Genomic DNA, 20,638 nt, shown 5'->3' on the forward strand with positions numbered 1-20,638 from the left:
AGATAGACCATGGGCAGCGGAATCTGGTCCGCGGACGTCTACACCTCGGCCGCCCGTTACCGCGCGGCCTGCGGCCGCAGCGCCTTCGCCTACAGCGACGAGGGCGCCATGACCACCCATCCCGACCTCGACCCGTACGGCGTCACCCGCGAGAGCCGCGACTCCGCTGAGCACCCTGACTCCTTGGCCGTCGCGGTCCTGTTCGACGTCACGGGATCCATGGGGCGGGTGCCCCGCATCCTGCAGAGCAAGCTGCCCGACCTGCTCGGGTTGCTGCGGCGCAAGCGGTACGCCACCGACCCGCAGATCATGTTCGGCGCGATCGGCGACGCCACCTGCGACCGGGCGCCGCTGCAGATCGGGCAGTTCGAGTCCGACAACCGGATGGACGACCAGCTCGGGATGATCCTGCTGGAGGGCGGGGGCGGCGGGCAGAAGCGGGAATCGTACGAGCTGGCCATGTACTTCATGGCCAGGCACACCTCGATCGACTGCTTGGAGAAGCGCGGCAAGCGCGGCTACCTGTTCATCATCGGCGACGAGATGCCCTATCTGCGGCTGTCCGCGCGGGCGGCCAGGGACGTCATCGGGGACCGCGTGCCGGGGCGCATGCCTGTCGAGCAGATCGCCGACGAGCTCCTGACAAAGTACGACACGTACTTCGTCGTGCCACGCGGGGCCAGCCACGCCGGCGACCGCGACGTCCTCGGCATCTGGCGGCACCTGCTCGGCCAGAACGTGCTGGAGCTCGACGACCTCGGCGCCGTGTGCGAGACCATCGCGCTCACCATCGGGCTCGGCGAGGACGCCATCGATCTGGACGAAGGGCTGAATCACCTGTCCGAGCTGGGTTCGGGCGCGGGCGGGTCGGTGTCGCGGGCGCTCGGCCGGGAACCGCGGCAGCGCGGATGAGTGAGCACGTCATCGTCGTCGACCTCGGGTACGGCGACGCGGGCAAGGGCACCGTCGTGGACTGGCTGTGCGCCACGCGGGACGTGCGGGCGGTGGTGCGCTTCAACGGCGGTGCCCAGGCCGGGCACAATGTGGTGCTGCCCGACGGGCGGCACCACACGTTCGCGCAGTTCGGGGCGGGGACGTTACGCGGGGTGCCGACGCATCTGTCGAGGTTCGTGGTGGTCGATCCGCTGGCGTTGGCGGCGGAGGCGGCGCATCTGGAGCTGCTGGGGGTGCCGGATCCGTTCTCGTTGATCACGGTGGATCGGGACGCGTTGCTCGCGACGCCGTACCACGTCGAAGCCGGACGGCGGCGGGAGCTGGCGCGCGGGCAGGAGCGGCACGGGTCGTGCGGGATGGGTGTCGGGGAGGTGATGGCGTTCTGGCTGCAGCAGGGCCCACAGGCGCCGCGTGCCGGGGATCCGCCCAGGGTGCTGGAGCGCAAGCTGCTGGTCCTGCGGGAGGCGCTCGGCGTGCAGGGGCCGCCTGTGGAGGACTGCGTGGCCGCCTACCAGGCCTTCCAGGAGCGGGTGCGGCTCGTGGACTCGTCCTTCGCGGGACGGCTGTTCGCGTCGGGACCGGTCGTCTTCGAAGGGGCTCAGGGGGTGCTGCTGGATGAGAACTGGGGGTTCGACCCGTACACGACGTGGAGCACGACCACGTTCGACAACGCGGAAGAGCTGCTCGGCGGGGTGGGAGCGGTGCGACTCGGGGTGCTGCGGACATACACGACCAGGCACGGGCCCGGGCCGCTGGTGACCGAGGATCCAGCGCTGGATCCACCCGAGCCGCACAACGTGACCGGGCCGTGGCAGGGGCCGTTCCGGTCGGGGCACTTCGACGCGGTCGCGCACCGGTACGCCGCCGAGGCGGCCGGCGGGGTGGACCTCCTGGCGCTCACCCACCTCGACGTGCCGGTCTCACGGATGTGCGTCGCCTACGATCCCCCGGTCTCTTTCGCGCGGGACGAGGAGCGGACCGCGCGGATGATGCGGGCGCGCCCGATTTTCGAAGACGGTGTATCAGACTGGGTCTCCGCTGTCTCAGACGTCATGGGAGCGCCCGTGTGGATCGCATCGCACGGGCCAACCGCGGAGAGCAAACGTGCTCTCGTGCCGGGCCCGCGGTGATCGCCGGGAGAGGGGTCCTCCCGGCGATCATCGTCTCCCGCTCAGCTCCAGGCGAGGATGGCGAGCGGGTCCTCGAGCATCGCGCCCACGTCGCGTAGGAACAGCGAGCCCAGCTCGCCGTCCACGATCCGGTGGTCGAAGGAGAGCGACAACGTCGTCACCTTGCGGACCGCCAGCTCGCCGTCCACCACCCACGGCATGTCCCTGATCTGGCCGAAGGCCAGGATCGCGGCCTCGCCCGGGTTCAGGATGGGGGTGCCGGTGTCCACGCCGAACACGCCCACGTTGGTGATCGTGATCGTCCCGCCGGCCATCTCGGCGGGCTGGGTACGGCCTGCCCTGGCCGTCTCCGTCAGCTGGACCAGGTGCTTGGCCAGGCCGGGGAGCGACAAGGTGTGGGCATTCTTGATGTTGGGCACCACCAGGCCCCTGGGAGTGGCGGCGGCGATCCCCAGGTTCACGTAGTGCTTGATGACGATCTCCTGGGCCTCCTCGTCCCACGAAGAGTTGATCATGGGGTGCCGTCCGGCCGCCGTCAGCACCGCCTTGGCCACCAGGAGCAGCGGGGAGACCTTGACGTCGGCGAAGTCGGGGAGGGCCCGCAGGCGGTGGACGGCCTCCATGGTCCTCGTCACGTCGATCTGGAGGAACTCGGTGACGTGCGGGGCGGTGTAGGCGCTGGTGACCATGGCCTGGGCGGTCATCTTGCGCACGCCCTTGATGGGGATGCGCTCCTCCCGCGGCAGCGGGCCTTCGGGTATGGCTGCCGCTTCCGGCGCCTCTGCCGCCGTGTGCACGTCCTCACGGGTGATCGAGCCCTGCGGGCCCGTGCCGGTGATCGTAGTGAGGTCCACGCCCAGGTCCTTGGCCAGCTTGCGGACTGGTGGCTTGGCCAGGACCGCTACCCGGCCGGACGCTCCCGGCGCCCCCGGTCCCTCCGGCGCTGCTGGTCCCTCTGGCTCTGCCAGTCCCTGCAGCGCCGCCGGTCCCGCCAGCGCTGCAGGTCCCGCCGGCGCGGTGCCGGTCGGAGGGCGTTTGCGGGGGCGGCGTTTCGTCGCGCCCGTTTTGACGCCGTAGCCGACCAGGACGGACTGGCGCTCCTCCTTGGGGGCCGGGCTGCCGTGGGCGCCGGGCTCCACGGCGCCTTCCGCCGGGGGCTTCGGCACCATGTCGTCGGCCAGCGCCTGGGCCCGGCCAGCGGCACCGCTGGCCCCGGCGACACCGCTGGGCTCGCGGACACCGCCAGGCTCGCGGACACCGCTGGGCTCGGGAACACCGCTGGGCTCGGGAACACCGCTGGGCTCGGCGACACCGGCACGGTCGGCGGCAGCGCGGTCAGCGGCGGCGCCCCGGTCGGCGGTCTCTGTGCCCTTGGGCGCCGTAACACGTGGAGGGGCGCCACCCTCCTCGACGGTGTCGACGGCGATGATCGGGACGCCCACGTCGACCGTCTGGCCCTCCTCGGCCAGCAGGCCGGCCACCACGCCGTCCCACGGGATCGGCAGCTCGACGATGGACTTGGCCGTCTCGATCTCCACGACGATCTGGTTGACCTTGACGTCATCGCCCGCCTTGACGTGCCAGCGGACGATCTCGGCCTCGGTCAGCCCCTCCCCGACGTCCGGGAGCTTGAACTCGCGTCGCATGCTCAACCCCCCTCTCAGTACCCGAAGGTGCGGTCGACGGCGTCGAGCACCCGGTCCAGGTCGGGCAGGTAGTGTTCTTCCAGCTTCGACGGGGGGTAGGGGGTGGAGAAGCCGCCGACCCGCAGGACGGGGGCCTCCAGGTGGTAGAAGCACTGCTCGGTGATCCTGGCCGCGAGCTCGGCCCCGAACCCGCTGTTCACGGGCGCCTCGTGGACGACCACGACCCGCCCGGTCCGGCGTACGGAATCCATGACCACCGGCTCGTCCAGCGGGTTGAGCGAGCGCAGGTCTACGACCTCCAGCGAGCGCCCCTCCTCCTCGGCGGCCGCGGCCGCCTCCAGGCACGTCTTGACCATGGGCCCGTACGCCAGCAGCGTCACATCGGCGCCCTGCCGCACCACCTTGGCCGCGTGCAGCGGCGTCCACCAGTCGGTGGAGGTGGTGTCGATGTCGGCCTTCTCCCAGTAGCGACGCTTCGGCTCGAAGAACAGGACCGGGTCGTCGCTGCGGATGGCCTGCTGGATCATGGTGTACGCGTCCGCCGGGTTGGAGCAGGCGACGACACGCAGCCCGGCGGTGTGGGTGAAGTACGCCTCGGGGGACTCGCTGTGGTGCTCGACCGCGCCGATGCCGCCACCGCACGGGATGCGGACGACCACCGGCAGCTTGATCGCTCCTAGCGACCGCATCGGCATCTTGGCCAGCTGGGTGATGATCTGGTCGGCGGCCGGGAAGACGAAGCCGTCGAACTGGATCTCGCACACCGGCCGGTAACCGCGCAGCGCCAGCCCGATCGCGGTGCCGATGATGCCGGACTCGGCCAGCGGCGTGTCGATGACCCGGTCCTCGCCGAAGTCCTTCTGCAGGCCGTCGGTGACCCGGAAGACGCCGCCCAGCTTGCCGACGTCCTCGCCCATGATGAGAACCTTGGGGTCGTCCTCCATGGCCTTGCGCATGCCCTCGTTGAGCGCCTTGGACAGGCTGAGTACGGTCATCGCTCGAAACCTTCCAAGTACGCGGCGAACTGGGCGCGCTCCCGGTCGATCAGGGCGTGGGGCTCGCTGTAGACGTGGTCGAAGATGTCGAGCGGCTGGGGGTCCTGCATCGCCAGGCAGCGCCGGCGCAGGTCGGCGCCCAGCTGGTCGGCCTCGCCGTCCACCGAGTCGAAGAACGCCTGGTCGGCCAGCTCGTTCTTGAACAGGTAAGCCTTCACCCGCTCGATCGGGTCCTTGAGCTTCCACGCCTCCAGCTCGCTGGCCACGCGGTAACGCGTGGGGTCGTCGGTGGTGGTGTGCGCGCCCATCCGGTACGTGAACGCCTCGATCAGCGTCGGCCCCTGCCCGGTACGTGCCGCCTCCAGCGCCTTGCGGGTGACCGCCAGGCACGCGAACACGTCGTTGCCGTCCACCCGGACCCCCGGGAAGCCGAAGCCGGACGCGCGGCGGTATAGCGGGATGCGGGTCTGCTTCTCCAGCGGCTCGGAGATGGCCCACTGGTTGTTCTGGCAGAAGAACACGATCGGCGCGTTGAACACGCTCGCCCAGATGAACGACTCGTTCACATCGCCCTGCGAGGTGGCGCCGTCGCCGAAGTAGACGATCGTGGCGGCGTTGGCGTCGTCACGCTGGATGCCCATCGCGTACCCGACCGCGTGCAGCGTCTGGCTGCCGATCACGATCGTGTAGAGGTGGAAGTTGTGCTCCTGCGGGTCCCAGCCGCCGTGGTTGACGCCCCTGAACAGGCCGAGCAACTTCACCGGGTCCACGTCGCGGCACCACGCCACGCCGTGCTCGCGGTAAGTGGGGAAGGCCATGTCCACGTCGGTGAGCGCACGCCCTGAGCCGATCTGGGCGGCCTCCTGGCCGAGCAGCGAGGCCCAGATGCCCAGCTCACCTTGGCGCTGCAGCGCCACGGCTTCCAGGTCGATGCGGCGGACGAGCACCAGGTCGCGGTAGAGCGACCGGACGTCCTCCGGGGTCAGGTCGATGTCGTAGTCGGGATGCTCGACCCGCTCTCCCTCGGGGGTGAGCAGCTGGACGAGCTCTGGAGGTGCTTCAGCACCACGAGAGGCGTCGACTGTCACGTGCCACTCCTGATGATCTCGGGGCCGGTGCCGATGGGGTCGCCACCTTCCGGCATTTCTGAAGCACAAACCATGTGGTGGTGGTTCGTGCCTGTTTGGGGCCATAGTGGCAGACATCACAGCCCAGCGCGCAAGCCCCATGCCCTAGCCGTTCCCCTTGCGCCCACAACCACACGCCACCGGTAGGGTAGGGACTGTTGCTGGCGCTCGCTATGCGAACCTGCGGTTGCCCATAGAACTGTAGTTTGATTTCTCTGGGTCGATCGGTTGCGACCGAAGGTAATCGCACGGTAACATTCAGTAACGTCTGGGTGTCCGACTGACGCCCGGTCCCCGCCCCCAGTGGTGTCCGCACCAACGGGACAGCGTCCGGCGGGGCGGTGGCCCAAGAGCCGCACTCCATCCAGGAATGCGAAGTCAGGCCCCGACAACGCGGTTCTCAACCACAGTCCGCCCGGCTCGCCGGACGGACGCGGCATCGGCTTCCACCGGATCGCTGCCCAGCCTCGGCCGGCAGGCGACGAGGCTACGCCGATGTTCGCGTTAGTGATGTAAAACACAGAGATCCGAAGACGCTGGCTTTCCCAACTCCACCCGTTATGCAGGAGGAACGCAGTGGCACGCGTCATCGTGGACGTCATGCTGAAGCCCGAGATCCTCGACCCGCAGGGCCAGGCGATCGCACGAGCGCTGCCCAGGCTCGGCTTCTCCGGCGTCTCGGCCGTTCGGCAAGGCAAGCGTTTCGAGGTCGAGCTCGAGGGCCCGGCCGACGAGGCGGCGCTCGCCGAGGTGCGCAAGATGGCCGAGACGCTGCTGGCCAACACGGTGATCGAGGACTACAGCGTGCGGGTCGAGGGGTAGAAGGAAGATATGCCGCCCCGGTTTCCCCCTGGGTGCTTAAAGCCGGGTTCGGGTGTGCCACAATGCCACGGGCATGCCAACAGTAAATAACAACAGCGTGATTTTGCGGTTAGCCCCGATTTCACAGGGAAACCTACTCCAGGTGACATTCTCGCGCCCGGAGGAGTCCGGTGGATATTGAGTTCTCGTTGGCACTGCCTCGGGATGCGATCGGCATACCGATGGTCAGGCGAGTGCTTGGTGATGCCATGCGTTCACTCAACGTGAGTGAGACGTGCATCGCCGACATGCTGCTCGCCGTGTCCGAGGCGTGCTCCAATGCGGTGCGGCACGGGGGACCCGCCAACCGCTACGAGGTGACGGCGTCGATCGGCTCCGGCCAGTGCGACGTGCGGGTGGCGGACAACGGCAACGGGGTGCCGTCGATCCCGCCGCACTTCCCCCCTCCTGACACCGAGAACGGCCGCGGCCTGCTGATCATGCGTTCCGTGGTCGACGAGATCTCCTTCGGCATCACGCCCGGCCGTGGCACCACGGTCCACCTGCGGAAGCTGCTCGACTGGGACGACGAGGCCGACGCCCGTCCGCGGCAGCTGGCAGCCGTCTGAGCTGCGCGTCCGCGTGACGCACCAGCCGATGCGGACCACGCGGCAGCACCCGATAACCTGAGTAGACCGCCGCCGTCCGCCCCGAAGAGACGGTGGCGCGTGCGCGCGCATTCCTCGGAGGGGACGACTGTCATGAGCGCTGTCCGTGTGGGCGTAGTCACGTTTCCAGGAACTCTCGACGACCAGGACGCCGCCAGAGCCGTGCGCCTCGTGGGCGCCGAGGCGGTTCCGCTGTGGCACGCCGACCACGACCTGAAGGGAGTGGACGCCGTGTTCCTGCCCGGCGGCTTCTCCTACGGCGACTACCTGCGCTGCGGCGCCATCTCGCGGTTCGCGCCGCTCATGGCCGAGCTGATCCCGGCCGCCAAGGCGGGGCTGCCCGTGCTCGGCACGTGCAACGGGTTCCAGATCCTGTGCGAGGCGCACCTGCTGCCCGGCGCGCTGACCCGTAACGCCTCGCTCCACTACGTGTGCCGCGACCAGAAGCTCAGGATCGAGCAGACGTCGACCGCGTGGACCAACTCGTTCGCCCCCGGCCAGGAGATCGTGCTGCCGATCAAGCACGGCGAGGGCCGTTACGTGGCCTCCGACGAGACGCTGGCCGCGCTGGAGGCAAATGACCAGGTGGTCGTGCGTTACATCGGCAACCCCAACGGCTCGCTCAACGACATCGCGGGCATCCGCAACGAGGCGGGCAACGTCGTCGGGCTCATGCCGCACCCCGAGCACGCGGTGGAGGAGCTGGTCGGCGCGCCGAGCACGGACGGCCAGGGCTTCTTCACCTCCATCCTCAAGAAGCTGGTGAACGCATGAGCACCGACAATGTGAAGCGGGCGGCTGAGACGCCCGACGAGCCGATGCCCTTCGCCGAGCTGGGGATGAAGCAGGACGAGTACGACCGGGTCAAGGAGATCCTGGGTCGCCGTCCCACCGGCTCCGAGCTGGCGATCTACAGCGTCATGTGGTCGGAGCACTGCTCGTACAAGTCGTCGAAGGTGCATCTCAAGCAGTTCGCCACCAAGGCGCCCAAGTCCGAGGCGCTGCTCGTGGGCATGGGTGAGAACGCCGGCGTGGTGGACATCGGCGACGGCTGGGCGGCCACGTTCAAGATCGAGTCGCACAACCACCCCTCCTACGTCGAGCCGCACCAGGGCGCCGCCACCGGCGTCGGCGGCATCGTCCGCGACATCATGTCGATGGGCGCGCGCCCGATCGCGGTCATGGACTCGCTGCGCTTCGGCGGCGCGGACGCCGTGGACACGCGCCGGGTGCTGCCCGGTGTGGTCGAGGGCATCAGCCACTACGGCAACTGCCTGGGCCTGCCCAACATCGGCGGCGAGGTCGTCTTCGACCCTTGCTACATCGGCAACCCGCTGGTCAACGCCCTGTGCGTGGGCCTGCTGCGCAAGGACCAGATCAAGCTGGCCACCGCGCCCGGGCCCGGCAACAAGGTCGTGTTGTTCGGCGCGTCCACCGGCCCCGACGGCATCGGCGGGGCCTCGGTCCTGGCGTCGGCGACGTTCGAGGACGAGTCGCAGGCCAAGCGGCCCGCCGTGCAGGTGGGCGACCCCTTCATGGAGAAGCTGCTCATCGAGTGTTGCCTGGAGCTCTACGCGGCCGACGTGGTCGTCGGCATCCAGGACCTCGGCGCGGCCGGCGTCTCGTGCGCCACGACCGAGCTGGCCGCCAAGGGCACCGGCGGCATGCAGGTCGACCTCAACCTGGTCCCGCTCCGCGATCCCTCGCTCCGCCCCGAGGAGATCCTCATGAGCGAGTCGCAGGAGCGCATGATGGCCGTGGTCCGGCCCGACGACATCCCGGCGTTCCTGGCGATCTGCGAGAAGTGGGACGTGCCGGCCACCGTCATCGGCGAGGTCACCGACACCGGCCGTCTGGTGATGACCTGGGACGGCGAGATCATCGTGGACATCCCGCCGGGCACCGCCGCCGACGAGGGGCCCGTCTACGAGCGCCCCTACCATGAGCCGGTCGGCCAGGCCGCGCTCAACGCCGACACCCCCGACCGGCTGGAGCGGCCTGACGACCTGCGGGCCACGCTGCTCCAGCTGCTCGGCTCGCCCAACCTGGCCTCCAAGGAGTGGGTGACCTCCCAGTACGACCGTTATGTCCGCTCCAACACCGTGCTGGCCCAGCCGGCGGACGCGGGCATGGTGCGGATCTCCGAGGTCATGGCGGGCGCGGAGCCGACGACGCGGGGCATCGCCCTGTCGACGGACGGCAACGGCCGTTACGCCAAGCTGGACCCGTACGCGGGGGCGCAGCTCGCGCTGGCCGAGGCGTACCGGAACGTGGCCGTGACCGGCGCCAAGCCGCTGGCCGTCACCAACTGCCTCAACTTCGGCTCCCCCGAGGACCCCGAGGTCATGTGGCAGTTCGCCGAGGCCGTGCGCGGCCTGGCGGACGCGTGCAGGACGCTGGGCGTGCCGGTCACCGGCGGCAACGTGTCCTTCTACAACCAGACGGGTGCGACGGCCATCAACCCGACGCCGGTCGTGGGCGTGCTCGGGGTCATCGAGGACGTGGCCAAGCGGGTGCCGTCCGGGTTCGTCGCGGACGGGCTGCGGGTCGTGCTGCTCGGGGACACGCGCGAGGAGTTCGGCGGCTCGGAGTGGGCGCACGTCGCGCACCGCCACCTCGGCGGGCTGCCGCCTGTGGCCAACCTGGCCGCCGAACAGGCGCTCGCCACCGTGCTGGTGGAGGCCGCCAAGCGGGGGCTGCTCGAAGGCTCGCACGACCTGTCGGACGGCGGGCTGGCCGTGGCGCTGGCCGAGTCGTGCCTGGCGCGCGGCGTCGGGGCGACCGTGGCGCTGCCCGGCGACGCCTTCACCTGCCTGTTCAGCGAGTCGGCGGGGCGGGCGCTGGTCGTAGTGCGGCCGGAGGCCTATGACGAGTTCGCGTCGCTGTGCGGGCGGCACGATGTGCCGTGTTACGGGCTGGGGCACACCGGGGGCTCGGCGCTCGTGGTCGAGGGTGAGTTCGAGGTGGCGGTGGAGGAGCTGCGGGAAACGCACTCCGCGGCGCTTCCCGCATTGTTCGGCTGACGGTTTCCCGGAATGGGCCGGTGCGGGGTTCCCGCGCCGGCCCCTTCGCGTTACTGCTTCTTCATGCAGACCACGTAGACGGTGCCGCTGACGGAAGTGCCATGGTTGCCGCCGCTCACGCCGGAGGTCTTCTGGTCGGCGTCCTGCGTGCTGGAGTTGTTGCCGCTGCCGTTGTCGTCCTTGGCCACGCTGACCGTCCAGCCCGCGCCGTTGCCGCTCGGCGCGCTGCCCATGACGACGGCGTTCTTGAGCACGGCGAAGGAGAAGCCGCCGCCGGTCGCCACTCCGCCGAAGTGGCAGGACGCCGTCGCGGAGCCGAGCGAGCTCAGGGATGCGGTCTTGGTGTAGGTCGTGTAGGTGGCGCCGCTGCCGGGTTCGCCCTTCGGGCCCTGCGGGCCCTTGGGGCCGGTGTCGCCCTTGGGGCCCTCAGGACCGGTGTCGCCCTTCTCGCCCTTGGGCCCGGCGAGGCCGTCTTTCCCGTCCTTGCCGTCTGTGCCGTCCTCACCCTTCGGACCCTGCGGCCCCGCCGGACCCGTGTCGCCCTTCGGGCCCTGGAGGCCCTGCTTGCCCTGAGGGCCGACGGGGCCGACCGGGCCGGTCTCGCCCTTGGGGCCCTGCGGGCCCTCGGGGCCGCGCTCCCCCTGCTGGATGGTCGTGGTGCCCTGGCTGCCTCCGCCGATCAGGACCCGCTCCTCCGTCTTCCTGCACTTCGTCGCCGGGTTCACGATCCGGGCGTAGCGGGACTTCTTGTGCACGCACGCGTGCACTTCACCGGCCGCCGACGATGCGGTGGCGACGCCACCGACGGCGAGGAGCGAGGCGGCGAGCGCGCCGACAGTGGCGAGGGTGAGCGTACGCCCACCACGGACCTTGATGGCCACGGTCTTTCCTTCCACGGAACGAGTGTTGCTCATGTTGTTCATGAGGTTCACGTTTCAACCGTTCCAAGGGGTGACAAGGACTACATAACGTATCTGTCACGATGCGTTCCGTTACTGATGGTTTGACCGATTGTCTCGAACCCGGGTGAGTAAAACGACGCGTTGGCAATGGCGATCTCGGATGCATAATCGGTCTGTGTCAACCGCCGATCCCTCCGCTTACCTGCCTCCGGCCACACAACCAGTCCGTGGCGTGGTCTGGGGGATACACCTGGCCATGCCGCTGCTGGGCCTCTGGCTGCTGCTGGCCCAGCCGACGATCAACATCGAGTGGCACCACAATCCCAGCCACTTCTGGATGATCATCACGGTGGCCGGGATCAACGTGGTGCTCGGCGTGATGATCAGCGAGGCGTCCCGACGGCGCCAGGACGCCCGGCTGTTCCTGGTGTCCATGGTCTTCCTGAGCAGCGCCGGGTTCTTCTTCATGCACGGCCTGGCCACGCCGCAGATCATCCTGCCGACCGGCTCGCTCGGGTTCGACCTGGGTCAGCAGGTCGGGCTCTCGATCGCGGCCGCGTTCGCCTTCGCCTCGGCTCTGCCGCTGGGCGAGCAGCAGGCCAAGCGGGTGCTGGGGTCCCAGCACTTCATCCGCGCGGTGCTCTTCGGCTTCATGATCGTCTGGGGGCTCGCGTCGCTCATCCCCGGACTGACGCCGCTCAGTGAGGCGCCCCCCAAGGAGCCGCTTCCCTGGTTCGCCTGGGCGTCCGTTCCCGGTGTGCTCCTGTACGGCGCGGCGAGCGTGATGATGTTCCTCATTCACCGGCGCCGCCCGTCGGCCATGCTGATCAGTTTGATCACGGCGTACGCGCTGCTGGCCGAGGCCGTGATCGCCGGGATGTCGCAGCTCAACTGGAGGCTGTCCTGGTGGGAGTGGCACCTGCTGCTGACCATGGCCTTCGTCTTCGTGGCCTACAGCGCCTACCTGCAGTTCAGGCGGGAGGGGTCGAGCGCGGGCCTGTTCGACTCGGTGACGCTGGCGGCGACCGTGCGGCGTATCCAGCAGGACTACGACCGGGCGCTTGAGGAGCTGGTCGAGCACGTACGCAGGGGCGAGACGCTGGCCGCGACCCGGCTGTCAGGCAAGTTCCGGCTCAACGAGGGCCAGGCCGCGGTGCTCGACCGGGCCGGCGAGGCGCTGGCTAACGAGCGCGAGCTGTCCGAGCGCCTGGCCGCGCTGGTGGACGTGAGCGCCCAGACCAAGGTCGGCCTGGGCGAGCAGGAGCTGCTGGCCACGTCGCTGGAGCGGGTGCGGCAGGCGTACGGCGACGTCAAGATCGCCCTCGTCGCGGACGGCAAGACGGAGATCGGGTCCCGTGCCTACCGGTTCGCCGGCAGTGACCCGATCAGGCGCGACCACCTGATGGCCTTCCCCCTGACCGTCAAGGGCAAGCTGGCGGGCGTGCTCGAGGTGCCCGTCGGCCGGACGCGCCAGGACGAGGCGCTGGCCGCCACGCTGGCCGGACAGTTGTCGATCTCCCTGGAGAACGCCCGGCTCTACGGGGAGCTGCACACGCTGTTCCACCAGTACATGTCGCCCGACGTGGCGCACGCCCTGCTCGCCGACCCCGGGCAGGCGGCGCTCGGCGGCGAGCTGAAGGAGCTGACCGCGCTCTTCGCCGACCTCAAGGGCTTCACGACGTTCTCGGAGCAGGTCACGCCCGGCGAGATCGTCGAGATGCTCAACCGCTACCACACGGCCGCCGTCCCCTGCATCCTCAACAACGGTGGCACGGTCGTGCAGTTCGTCGGCGACGCGATGCTGGCGTTGTTCAACGCCCCCGCCACGCAGCCCGGGCACGCCAGGGCCGCCTGCAAGGCCGCGCTGGAGATGCAGCGGGCCGCGGCCGAGGTGGCCGAGGAGATGGCGTGGAAGCGCGCGGACGACGTCCCGTGGCCGACGTTCCGGATCGGCGTCAACACGGGGCCGGCCCTGGTCGGCAACATCGGCAGCCCCGAGCTGCGCGGCTTCAACGCGATGGGTGACTGCGTGAACGTGGCCGCCAGGCTCGAGGGCATCGCCGAGCCGGGCACCGTGGTCATCGGAGACACGACGCTCAAGCAACTGGGTCGCGGCGCGAAGGTGAACCCGCTGGGGCGGCTCAGCCTCAAGGGCAAGGAGGAGCTCGTGGCCGCCTACGTTCTCACAGAATTGCCATAGAACAGCGGACCACATATCGACATAATCGGGCGCATGAATCCAGAGCCCGGTGAGTTCCTGTCCATGCTGACCGACGAGGAAGCACAAGCCTTCCGCGCGGCCGGTCGCATCCGGCGCTGGGACCGCGGCACGGCGGTGATGAGCGAGGGCGACACGTCCGACTGGGTGCTCGTGCTGCTCGAAGGCCGGGTGAAGGTCTCCTCGCACACGAGCAGCGGGACCGAGGTCGTCCTCGCCGTACGCGGCCCCGGCGGACTGCTCGGCGACATGTCCGCCATCGACGGCTCCCCGCGCTCGGCCACGGTGACCGCGCTGGAGCCGATCACCGGCATCGTGGTGCGCGACTTCCCGGCGTTCCTGGAGGCTCACGGGCGGATCGCGGTGCTGCTCATGCAGCTCGTCACCGGGCGGCTGCGGGACTCGGACCGCAAGCGCATCGAATACGGCGCGTTCGACACCACGGGGCGCGTGGCCACCCGGCTGATCGAGCTCGCCGAACGCTACGGCGAGAAGACCAACAGCGGTGTACGCGTCGCGCTGCCGCTGTCGCAGGACGAGCTGGCGGGATGGACGGGCGCGTCACGGGAGGCCGTCAGCAAGGCGCTGCGTACCCTGCGCGACCGCGGCCTGATCGAGACCGGCCGGCGGCGCGTGGTGATCCACGACCTCGACGGGCTACGCAAGCGCGCCCGGTAACCCGGCGGACGTACGTCGTACGTCATAGTGGAGGCCATGGTCGCCGTCACCCCCGAAGAAGACAGCCGCCTTCGTTACGCCTGGCGGGTGTGCTCGGTCACCAGCCTGGGGCTGATCCTCATCGGCATCGCCGGCAGCACGCTCAACGTCGCGTTGCCCACGGTGGTGCGGCACTTCCACGCCAGCGCGCTGGAGTCGGGGTGGATCCTGCTGGCGTTCCTGCTGGTCAACACGGCCAGCCTGGTGTTCTTCGGCCGGGTGGCCGATCTGCTGGGCCGGCGCGAGGTGTATCTGGGTGGGTTCGCGCTGTTCACCGTGGCCTCGCTGCTGGCCGGCCTGTCGCCGGACGTCTGGTTCCTGGTCGCGATGCGGGTGCTGCAGGCGGTCGGCGCGGCGATGATCCTCGCGAACGGCACCGTGATCATCACCGACGCCTTCCCGCCGGAGCGGCTCAGCCAGGGGATGGGCGTCTACATCGGCACGTTGTCGGTGGCGCAGCTGGCCGGGCCCACGCTCGGCGGGCTGATCGCGGAGACCGCGGGCTGGCAGTGGATCTTCTGGGTGAACGTGCCGGCCGGGCTGCTCGCGCTCGGCTGGGGCGCGGCGATCTTACGCAAGATGCCCAGGCGGCCGCGGCAGCCGGTGGACGCGCTGGGCAACGTGCTGGTGTTCGCGGCGCTGTCGGCGCTGCTGCTGGCGCTGTCGGAGGCGGGCTCGGGCGGGGTGGGCAGCCCTGTGGTGCTGACCGGGGCGGCGGTGTTCGCGCTGCTGCTGCCGCTGATCGTGCTGGCCGAGCGGCGATCCACCAATCCGGTGCTGGATCTGCGGTTGTTCGGGGGGCGGCTGCTGGCGTACGCGAACCTGGCCTCGTTCTGCAACGCGCTGGCCCGCTCGGCGCTGATCCTGGTGGTGGCGCTGTACTTCCAGGCGGCGAGAGGGCTGGACGCCTTCGAGGCGGGGCTGAGCGTGTTGCCGGTGCCCGTGGGCATCGGGCTGACCTCGCCCATCGTGGGGATGCTGGGCAGGAAGGTGTCGCCGTACGCGCTGTCCATCGGAGGGGCGGTGCTGAGCGCCGCCGGGCTCGGCACGCTGATGCTCACGGCGGACCCGCGCACGCCGTACTGGGTGATCGGGATCGGTTTGTTCGTGGCCGGGTGCGGCAGCGGGACGTTCCTCACCGGCAACACGACTCAGGTGATGAGGGCGCTGCCGCAGGACAGCCTCGGTGTGGTGAACGGCTTCCGCGTCATGGTCATGAACATCGGGATCGTGCTCAGCGTGGGCCTGTCACTCAGCGTCCTGACCAGCAGCGTGGGGCCTGACCTGCGGGCTCAGGTGTACGCGGGCACGCTGTCGGAGCTGTCGCCGGTGGCGGTGGGGCAGCTGATGGAGGGGTTTCAGCACGCGTACGCGGTGTTGTTCACGGTCGCCCTGGCAGGCGCGCTGATGGCCGCCCTGGCCCGGCCTCGCCACCCCTAGCGTGTTACAGAACGTGTCACACATTTTGTGTGGGCACTCTCAATGTACGCACCGATGAGGCCACGGACACGGCTCTGCGCGCACTGGCGGGAGGGACGCGAAGCCGGTCCGAGGCCGTTCGCTACGCCATCATTCGCACGTACAAGGAGATGCTGCTAGAGCAGGCGGCCGCGGATGCGGATCGGTTGCGGAATGATCCTGACGATCAGGCCGAGATGCTCGCCATCCAGCGCTTCATGGGCGTAGCGGAATGCTGAAGTTCGGCCTTATTTGAGGGCGGCGGCCAGCCTGGACTCCACGTCGCGGTAGCGGGCGACCGGGACGAGGTGGACGCCGGCGAAGGCGCCGGAGTCGCGCAGGGCGAGCACCTGCTCGCAGGCGGCCTCCACACCCGCCATGCGATCCGCGGCCACGCGTGCGACCAGGTCGTCGGGGATGGCGATGTCCGGGATCGCGGCGGCGAGGGTGTGGGCATGGCGTTCACTGGCCAGGACCATGACGCCGGCGTAGACCGGCACGTCCACCGGCTGGGCTTCGCGCCAGCGCAACTGCGCCTCCAGCGAGAAGCTGACCTGGGAGAACAAGAAGTCGGCCGTACGCTTCCATGCCGGGATCGGGCGCAGCGCGGCGGCCGCCCCGAGCCGGAACCCCGGCGAGAAGTCCCTGGCTTCCTCGATCATGGAGCGGACCGTCAGGTCGCTGGTCCGGTTGCCGCTCGTCGGCTTGTCACCGTAGACGAAGAGAAACTGATCCACCCCGTACGCCGCCGCCGTCAGCAGGTCGCGGCGGAAGCCGAGCAGGTTGCGGTCGCGGGAGTTGAGGCAGGCGATGCCGCGTCCCCCCATCGCCTCCACCTCGTGGGCCACGGCCACGCTTGACACGGTCGCGCGGCCGATGTGGTTGTCCGGGATGAGGAACGAGTGGGCGATCTTGCCGAGCGTGCCGATCTGGTGCCTGACGTGCTTCAGATCCGGCTTGGTCGGCGGTTCGATCTCGCAGATCAGCTCGAAGGTCACAATCACAACTCTAGCGTCTGGCCGCCAGCGTCTCGATGCCGCTGAGGACGAGGTCGACGCCGAACGTGTCGTACAACATCGCGTCCATCCCGTCGATCAGCGGGCCGGCCATCTCCACCAGATACGGGTACTTCTCGAGAGGCAAGGACTGCAGGCCGGCCCGCTTGGCGCGGACGATGTACTCCTCACCGGGCCGGACGTGCACGGGGGCGTCGGCGATGGCGATGGCGCTCTGCAGCAGGTATTTGCTGATCAGGCAGCTCTCCTCCACGCTGAAACCCGCCGTGCGGGCCAGCCGGAGCGCCTGGTCCCAGACGGCCAGGAAATTCGGCACCGCGATCACGTCGACCTGCTCGAAGACGTGCTTGGCGCACGGGTGCACGCGCAGCGTCCCGACCAGGCCCACCATGAGGTCACGCAACTGCTCCTGCCACGGGCGCTCGTCGGCCGGCTTGGGCGCGAAGCCGGCGATCAGGTGGTCGGCCATGCCGACGAGCAGCTGCTCCTTGTTCTTGTAGTGCCAGTAGAGGGCCATCGGCGTCACGCCGAGGTCCGTGGCCAGACGCCTGATCGTCACGGCGTCGAGTCCTTCGGCGTCGCCGACCTCCAGGGCGTGCTCCGCGATCGCCTGCGCGGTCAGTTTTCCCATCACGGTTGACAACTATACGCCGTACAAGTTCAACTATACGCCGTACAAGTACAGCGTATAGGAGGCATTTGTCATGCGCTGGTGGGCGCTGATCGCGGTGACCTTGGGCACCTTCATGACCTATCTCGACAACAACGTGGGCAACGTCGCCTTACCCACCATCCAGCGGGAGCTCGGGCTCACGATCTCGGGGCTGGAGTGGATCGTGAGCTCGTACATCCTGGTCTTCGCGGGGCTCATGCTGGCCGGTGGGCGGCTCGCGGACGTGTTCGGGGCCCGCAGGGTGTTCCTCGGCGGGCTCGCGATCTTCACGGTGGCCTCACTGGCGGCCGGGTTCGCCACCAGCGGAGGCGTGCTCATCGCGGCGCGGGCCGTGCAAGGGGTGGGGGCGGCGCTGCTCACGCCGACCGCGCTGGCGCTGATCGGGCAGATCTTCCCCGATCCCGGCGAGCGCGGCCGGGCCGTGGGCATCTGGAGCGCCTCGGGGGCGCTGTCCATGGCGCTCGGCCCGGTGACGGGCGGCTTCATCACGGAGAACCTGCACTGGGGCTGGATCTATCTGATCAATGTGCCGATCGGACTGGTGACGTTCGGGATCGCGCTGTGGGCGCTCCAGCCCGCGTTCACCGAGCTCCGGCGGGTGCGTCACAGCCTCGACCTGCCGGGGCTGATCACGTCGGCGCTGGCGCTGTTCGCGCTGACGTACGCGCTCATCGAGGGCGAACGGGCCGGCTGGACCTCGCCGGAGATCCTGGCCACGCTCGGCGTGTTCGCGGCCGCGGCGGTCGCGTTCGTGCTGGTCGAGGCGCGGGCCGCGGAGCCGATGATCGTGATGTCGCTGTTCAGGTCCCCGACGTTCACCGGCGGGCTGCTCACCAGCGGGATCTGGTCGTTCGGGGTGTTCGGGATCTACTTCTTCAGCGCGCTCTGGTTGCAGAACGTGCTCGGCTTCTCCCCGACTGAGGCGGGCGCGTCGTTCGTGCCCATGGCCCTGGTCATGGCCGTGATGGCGATCCTGTCCCAGCGGGTGAGCGCGCGGCTGGGCATCGGCCCGACGGTGGCGCTCGGGATGGCGCTCATGGGCGCGGCCATCTACCTGCTCTCCGGAGTCGGCGCCGACGCCGACTACGCCGACGTGGCACCCTGGTTCCTCCTGTACGGGCTCGGCGGCGGCCTGCTGGTGCCGCTGACCGCCGCCATCCTCAGCGGGATGCCCAAGGACCGCTCCGGCGTCGCCTCGGGCATGCTGAACGTCTCACGCGAGGTGTTCGGGCTGCTCGGCATCACCGTGCTGGGGGCGATCCTGACCTCCAGGCAGAGCGCGAGCGACCGGGCGCCGCTCGCCGCCTTCCTTGACGCTTACCAGTTCACGCTGGTGGTCGCGGCGGTGGTGGTGCTGGCGGCGATCCCGGTCGCGCTCTACGCGCTCCGCAGCCGAAGGGAAGAGCCTCAGGCGGCGGCCTCCGTCACCGTCGGGTCCTCGAACTGAGTGCGGTAAAGCTCCTCGTAGCGGCCGCCGACAGCGAGCAGCTCGGCGTGTGTGCCGCGCTCCACCACGCGGCCGTCCTCGATCACCAGGATGAGATCGGCGGCGCGGATCGTGGAGAGCCGGTGCGCGATCACCACGGCGGTCCGGCCCGCGAGCGCCTCGCCGAGCGCCGCCTGCACGGCCGCCTCCGAGGTCGAGTCGAGCGCCGCCGTGGCCTCGTCCAGGATGACCACCCTGGGCCTGGCCAGCAGCAGCCGGGCGATCGTGAGCCGCTGGCGCTCGCCGCCCGACAGGCGGTAACCGCGCTCGCCGACCACGGTGTCGAGCCCGTCGGGCAACGACTCGATCAGGGTCGCCAGCCTGGCCCTGGTGAGCGCGTCCCAGATCTCGTCCTCGGTCGCCTCCGGCCGGGCCAGCAGCAGGTTGGCCCGGATCGTTTCGTGGAACAGGTGACCGTCCTGGGTGACCATGCCGAGCGTGTCGCGGATGGCGTCGAAGGTCAGGTCGCGCACGTCCACGCCGCCGAGCCGGACCGCGCCGGAGTCGACGTCGTACAGCCGAGGCAGGAGCTGGGCGATCGTGGACTTGCCCGCGCCCGACGAGCCGACCAGCGCCACCATCTGGCCGGGCTCGGCCCGGAACGAGACGCCGTGCAGCACCTCGACGCCGCCGCGCGTGTCGAGCGCGGCCACCTCCTCCAGCGAGGCGAGCGAGACCTTGTCGGCCGACGGGTACGCGAACCGCACGTCCTCGAACTCGACCGCGACCGGCCCGTCAGGCACCTGCCCGGCGTCCGGCTTCTCCTGGATGAGCGGCTTCAGGTCGAGCACCTCGAAGACCCGCTCGAAGCTGACGACCGCGCTCATGATGTCCACGCGGGCGCTGGCCAGCGCGGTCAGCGGGGCGTACAGGCGGGTGAGCAGCATGGCCATCGCCACGAGCGCGCCCGGCGCCAGCTGGGCACGCAGGGCGTAGAAGCCGCCGAGCCCGTACACCAGGGCCAGGGCCAGCGCCGAGACCAGGGTCAGCGCGGTGACGAAGGCCGACTGGGTCATGGCGGAGCGCACGCCGATGTCCCGCACCCGCCTGGCCCGGCTCGCGAACTCGGCCGACTCGTGCGCGGGCCGGCCGAACAACTTCACCAGCGTCGCGCCCGGCGCGGAGAACCGCTCGGTCATCTGGGTGCCCATGGCCGCGTTGTGGTCGGCGGCCTCCCGGCGCAACCGGGCGATCCTGGTGCCCATCCGCCGGGCGGGCAGCACGAAGATCGGCAAGAGCAGCAGCGCGAGCAGAGTGATCTGCCAGGAGATGCTGATCATCGCCGTGAGCGTCAACGCGAGCGTCACGAGGTTGCCGACCACGCCGGACAGGGTGTCGGTGAACGCCCGCTGCGCCCCGATCACGTCGTTGTTGAGGCGGCTCACCAGCGCGCCGGTGCGGGTCCTGGTGAAGAACGCGATCGGCATGCGCTGCACGTGGTCGAAGACGGCCGTACGCAGGTCCAGGATCAGACTCTCACCGAGTCCCGCGGACAACCACCTGTTGATCAGCCCGAGCCCCGCCTCGGCGACGGCCAGGCCCGCGATCGCCAGGGCCACCATGACGACCACGTCCAGTGGCTCCGCATTGAAGATCGCGTCAACCACACGGCCGGCGAGCAGCGGAGAGGCCACCGCCAGACCTGCCATCACCACGCTGAGCACCATGAACAGCGCCAGTCTCCGGCGGTGCGGGCGGGCGAAGCCGCCGATGCGCCGAAGCGTCGCCCTGGACAGGGGGCGACGCTCCGGCCGGTTGTTCATCGAATACAGCTGGTGCCAAGCGGTCATTTCCATGCTCATGGCATGGAACGCTACTTCCTCA

The 20,638-nt window shown here is 69.6% G+C and carries 17 protein-coding genes; 10 read left to right on the top strand and 7 right to left on the bottom strand.

Annotation, left to right across the window (positions count from 1 at the left end; translation table 11 throughout):
• Window positions 1–9 precede the first annotated feature (9 nt).
• On the top strand, window positions 10–912 hold the full coding sequence (locus tag Q9G87_RS47005; RefSeq protein WP_305923168.1) for a hypothetical protein: 903 nt from the start codon (window positions 10–12) through the stop codon (window positions 910–912).
• Entirely contained in the window at window positions 909–2,084 is a 1,176-nt protein-coding gene (locus Q9G87_RS47010) for an adenylosuccinate synthetase (protein WP_305923169.1), read from the top strand. The genes Q9G87_RS47005 and Q9G87_RS47010 overlap by 4 nt, the downstream gene beginning before the upstream one ends.
• A gap of 41 nt (window positions 2,085–2,125) precedes the next feature.
• Here Q9G87_RS47010 and Q9G87_RS47015 read toward each other — a convergent pair whose 3' ends face one another.
• Genes Q9G87_RS47015 through pdhA form a run of 3 tightly spaced genes read right to left on the bottom strand, consistent with a single transcriptional unit; the run spans window position 2,126 to window position 5,813 of the window.
• Complete coding sequence (locus Q9G87_RS47015) at window positions 2,126–3,730, bottom strand: dihydrolipoamide acetyltransferase family protein (RefSeq protein ID WP_305923170.1); 1,605 nt, start codon at window positions 3,728–3,730, stop codon at window positions 2,126–2,128.
• 14 nt (window positions 3,731–3,744) lie between these two features.
• Entirely contained in the window at window positions 3,745–4,725 is a 981-nt protein-coding gene (locus Q9G87_RS47020; RefSeq protein ID WP_305923171.1) for an alpha-ketoacid dehydrogenase subunit beta, read from the bottom strand.
• Complete coding sequence (pdhA, locus tag Q9G87_RS47025) at window positions 4,722–5,813, bottom strand: pyruvate dehydrogenase (acetyl-transferring) E1 component subunit alpha (RefSeq protein WP_305923172.1); 1,092 nt, start codon at window positions 5,811–5,813, stop codon at window positions 4,722–4,724. The genes Q9G87_RS47020 and pdhA overlap by 4 nt, the downstream gene beginning before the upstream one ends.
• A 615-nt stretch (window positions 5,814–6,428) precedes the next feature.
• On the opposite strand from pdhA, the gene purS reads away from it, so the two are divergent.
• The 4 genes from purS to purL all read left to right on the top strand — a co-directional run bounded on the left by purS (window position 6,429) and on the right by purL (window position 10,344).
• Complete coding sequence (gene purS / locus Q9G87_RS47030; protein ID WP_305923173.1) at window positions 6,429–6,674, top strand: phosphoribosylformylglycinamidine synthase subunit PurS; 246 nt, start codon at window positions 6,429–6,431, stop codon at window positions 6,672–6,674.
• Window positions 6,675–6,895: 221 nt separating this feature from the next.
• Window positions 6,896–7,282, top strand: coding sequence for an ATP-binding protein (locus Q9G87_RS47035; protein ID WP_305923309.1), 387 nt, complete (start codon window positions 6,896–6,898; stop codon window positions 7,280–7,282).
• Window positions 7,283–7,414: 132 nt separating this feature from the next.
• A complete protein-coding gene (gene purQ, locus Q9G87_RS47040; RefSeq protein WP_305923174.1) occupies window positions 7,415–8,095 on the top strand; it encodes a phosphoribosylformylglycinamidine synthase subunit PurQ in 681 nt (226 codons plus the stop codon).
• Window positions 8,092–10,344 (top strand): phosphoribosylformylglycinamidine synthase subunit PurL, encoded by a 2,253-nt coding sequence (gene purL, locus Q9G87_RS47045; protein WP_305923175.1) that lies wholly within the window; start codon window positions 8,092–8,094, stop codon window positions 10,342–10,344. Before purQ ends, purL begins: the two co-directional genes overlap by 4 nt.
• Before the next feature lie 50 nt (window positions 10,345–10,394).
• On the opposite strand, the gene Q9G87_RS47050 is transcribed toward purL, so the two are convergent.
• Window positions 10,395–11,258: a collagen-like domain-containing protein gene (locus Q9G87_RS47050; RefSeq protein ID WP_305923176.1), complete on the bottom strand. Its 864-nt coding sequence runs from the start codon at window positions 11,256–11,258 to the stop codon at window positions 10,395–10,397.
• Window positions 11,259–11,421: 163 nt separating this feature from the next.
• On the opposite strand from Q9G87_RS47050, the gene Q9G87_RS47055 reads away from it, so the two are divergent.
• From Q9G87_RS47055 to Q9G87_RS47065, 3 genes are read left to right on the top strand one after another with little or no spacing between them, the layout of a single operon-like run.
• On the top strand, window positions 11,422–13,446 hold the full coding sequence (locus Q9G87_RS47055; protein ID WP_305923177.1) for an adenylate/guanylate cyclase domain-containing protein: 2,025 nt from the start codon (window positions 11,422–11,424) through the stop codon (window positions 13,444–13,446).
• Window positions 13,447–13,479: 33 nt separating this feature from the next.
• Window positions 13,480–14,142: a Crp/Fnr family transcriptional regulator gene (locus Q9G87_RS47060; RefSeq protein ID WP_305923178.1), complete on the top strand. Its 663-nt coding sequence runs from the start codon at window positions 13,480–13,482 to the stop codon at window positions 14,140–14,142.
• A gap of 36 nt (window positions 14,143–14,178) precedes the next feature.
• On the top strand, window positions 14,179–15,621 hold the full coding sequence (locus Q9G87_RS47065; protein ID WP_305923179.1) for an MFS transporter: 1,443 nt from the start codon (window positions 14,179–14,181) through the stop codon (window positions 15,619–15,621).
• A gap of 266 nt (window positions 15,622–15,887) precedes the next feature.
• Here Q9G87_RS47065 and Q9G87_RS47070 read toward each other — a convergent pair whose 3' ends face one another.
• Together Q9G87_RS47070 and Q9G87_RS47075 are read right to left on the bottom strand one after the other, a co-directional pair.
• Window positions 15,888–16,637, bottom strand: a complete 750-nt coding sequence (locus tag Q9G87_RS47070) for a methylenetetrahydrofolate reductase (RefSeq protein ID WP_305923180.1) — start codon at window positions 16,635–16,637, stop codon at window positions 15,888–15,890.
• Window positions 16,638–16,647: 10 nt separating this feature from the next.
• Entirely contained in the window at window positions 16,648–17,286 is a 639-nt protein-coding gene (locus Q9G87_RS47075; protein WP_305923310.1) for a TetR/AcrR family transcriptional regulator, read from the bottom strand.
• 73 nt (window positions 17,287–17,359) lie between these two features.
• On the opposite strand from Q9G87_RS47075, the gene Q9G87_RS47080 reads away from it, so the two are divergent.
• Entirely contained in the window at window positions 17,360–18,775 is a 1,416-nt protein-coding gene (locus tag Q9G87_RS47080) for an MFS transporter (RefSeq protein WP_305923181.1), read from the top strand.
• Here Q9G87_RS47080 and Q9G87_RS47085 read toward each other — a convergent pair.
• Window positions 18,736–20,616 (bottom strand): ABC transporter ATP-binding protein, encoded by a 1,881-nt coding sequence (locus tag Q9G87_RS47085; protein WP_305923182.1) that lies wholly within the window; start codon window positions 20,614–20,616, stop codon window positions 18,736–18,738. The two genes, Q9G87_RS47080 and Q9G87_RS47085, sit on opposite strands and share 40 nt — an antisense overlap.
• Between the last annotated feature and the right edge of the window lie 22 nt (window positions 20,617–20,638).

Source organism: Nonomuraea turcica (assembly GCF_030718205.1).
Taxonomy (GTDB): domain Bacteria; phylum Actinomycetota; class Actinomycetes; order Streptosporangiales; family Streptosporangiaceae; genus Nonomuraea.

Excerpts from the sequence above, each read along its gene's own strand:
- Q9G87_RS47005 (WP_305923168.1), top strand. The coding sequence starts at position 10 with ATGGGCAGCGGAATCTGGTCCGCGGACGTCTACACCTCGGCCGCCCGT.
- Q9G87_RS47010 (WP_305923169.1), top strand. The coding sequence starts at position 909 with ATGAGTGAGCACGTCATCGTCGTCGACCTCGGGTACGGCGACGCGGGC.
- Q9G87_RS47015 (WP_305923170.1), bottom strand. The coding sequence starts at position 3,730 with ATGCGACGCGAGTTCAAGCTCCCGGACGTCGGGGAGGGGCTGACCGAG.
- Q9G87_RS47020 (WP_305923171.1), bottom strand. The coding sequence starts at position 4,725 with ATGACCGTACTCAGCCTGTCCAAGGCGCTCAACGAGGGCATGCGCAAG.
- Q9G87_RS47035 (WP_305923309.1), top strand. The coding sequence starts at position 6,896 with ATGGTCAGGCGAGTGCTTGGTGATGCCATGCGTTCACTCAACGTGAGT.
- purQ (WP_305923174.1), top strand. The coding sequence starts at position 7,415 with ATGAGCGCTGTCCGTGTGGGCGTAGTCACGTTTCCAGGAACTCTCGAC.
- purL (WP_305923175.1), top strand. The coding sequence starts at position 8,092 with ATGAGCACCGACAATGTGAAGCGGGCGGCTGAGACGCCCGACGAGCCG.
- Q9G87_RS47050 (WP_305923176.1), bottom strand. The coding sequence starts at position 11,258 with ATGAGCAACACTCGTTCCGTGGAAGGAAAGACCGTGGCCATCAAGGTC.
- Q9G87_RS47060 (WP_305923178.1), top strand. The coding sequence starts at position 13,480 with ATGAATCCAGAGCCCGGTGAGTTCCTGTCCATGCTGACCGACGAGGAA.
- Q9G87_RS47065 (WP_305923179.1), top strand. The coding sequence starts at position 14,179 with ATGGTCGCCGTCACCCCCGAAGAAGACAGCCGCCTTCGTTACGCCTGG.
- Q9G87_RS47075 (WP_305923310.1), bottom strand. The coding sequence starts at position 17,286 with ATGGGAAAACTGACCGCGCAGGCGATCGCGGAGCACGCCCTGGAGGTC.
- Q9G87_RS47080 (WP_305923181.1), top strand. The coding sequence starts at position 17,360 with ATGCGCTGGTGGGCGCTGATCGCGGTGACCTTGGGCACCTTCATGACC.
- Q9G87_RS47085 (WP_305923182.1), bottom strand. The coding sequence starts at position 20,616 with ATGAGCATGGAAATGACCGCTTGGCACCAGCTGTATTCGATGAACAAC.